This is a genomic window from Arcicella gelida (genome assembly GCF_034931025.1).
Classification (GTDB): domain Bacteria; phylum Bacteroidota; class Bacteroidia; order Cytophagales; family Spirosomataceae; genus Arcicella; species Arcicella gelida.
On sequence record NZ_JAYGIL010000074.1, the window covers coordinates 1 to 1235 of the forward strand.

2 protein-coding genes are annotated in these 1235 nt (G+C 36.6%); both read left to right on the forward strand.

The window, feature by feature from the left end:
- Positions 1 to 50: 50 nt before the first annotated feature.
- Positions 51 to 362 (forward strand): transposase, encoded by a 312-nt coding sequence (locus VB776_RS24615; RefSeq protein WP_407653871.1) that lies wholly within the window; start codon positions 51 to 53, stop codon positions 360 to 362.
- Between the two features lie 14 nt (positions 363 to 376).
- On the forward strand, positions 377 to 1235 hold an 859-nt coding region (locus VB776_RS24460; RefSeq protein WP_323699467.1), incomplete at its 3' end, for an IS3 family transposase.

A 1235-nucleotide genomic window follows, 5' to 3' on the forward strand; every position in this document is an offset into this window, starting at 1 on the left:
TGAGGTGGTTCAAAAAAACGGCACACTTTTTTGCATAAAAAATGCGGAAAATGGAATTAAAGAAACCCAAGAAATCACACGCACATTACGAGCCTGATTTTAAAGAGGAAATACTGAGAATGTTGAACTCAGGGAAAAATGTAGATGAAATATCGAAGACCTTTGGGATTGGTCGAAATGTTCTATATACTTGGAAAAATAAATCTCAGATGAAGACAAAAACGAAGACCTCAGAAGAGCAAACGACATACAGTCTAAAGCTGGTATCAGAGAACGAATTACTCAAAAAAGAGAACGCTCGATTACAGTCTGAGCGTGACATACTAAAAAAAGCCTTGGTTCTCTTCAGCACGTCCAGCTAAGAGACATTTACGAGTTGATAATATCATTCTCTAAGGACTATTCAGTTGAGTTTTTATGTTCATTATTTGAAGTAAGTAGAACCGCTTTTTACCGCTATAAACGTGGAGAGAGCCATAATTCAGCTAAGAAATATCATCGCCCTAAACACGAAGTTCGCTTAGAGTTTTTGAAACATCTAAAACGATATGGGAGTCGAAGAATAAAGGCTTCCTTGACTAAAAGAGGGATAAAGTTATCTCGACAAAAAGTAGCTGAATTGATGCGAGAAGAGGGATTAAGAGCCATTCAGCCCCCAAAGTTTGTACCAAGAACGACTGATAGTAAACATGGGAAACGGGTCTGTTCCAACTTATTATTGAAGCATCCAAAGCCTACAAAACCGAATCAAATATGGGTATCAGACATTACATATATGCCCTTAAAGGAGAGCGAGTGGGCGTATCTGTGTACTTGGATGGACTTATTTACAAGAGTAATTGTTAGTTGGTCAGTGGACGATAATATGCAAGAATCGTTGGTTAGAAAACCTTTAGAAAAAGCACTTTTGAAAAGAAAAATACAACCTGGTTTAATTGTACATTCTGATAGAGGTGGGCAGTATTTATCTGATAAAATGAAAGAATTAGTACAAACTTTTGGACTCAAACAGAGCATGAGTAGAGCCGATGATCCATACGATAATGCCTTCGCAGAATCACTATGGAGCAGGTTGAAAACCGAAATAGAAATACCTAAAGGTGGTTATGAGAATCTCACAATTCTGAGAAGTATTCTATTTGAATTTATTGAAGGATATTACAATAGACAGCGATTGCATTCAAGTTTAAAATATGAATTCCCACTTGATTTTGAAACGCAATGGTTTGAGAAAA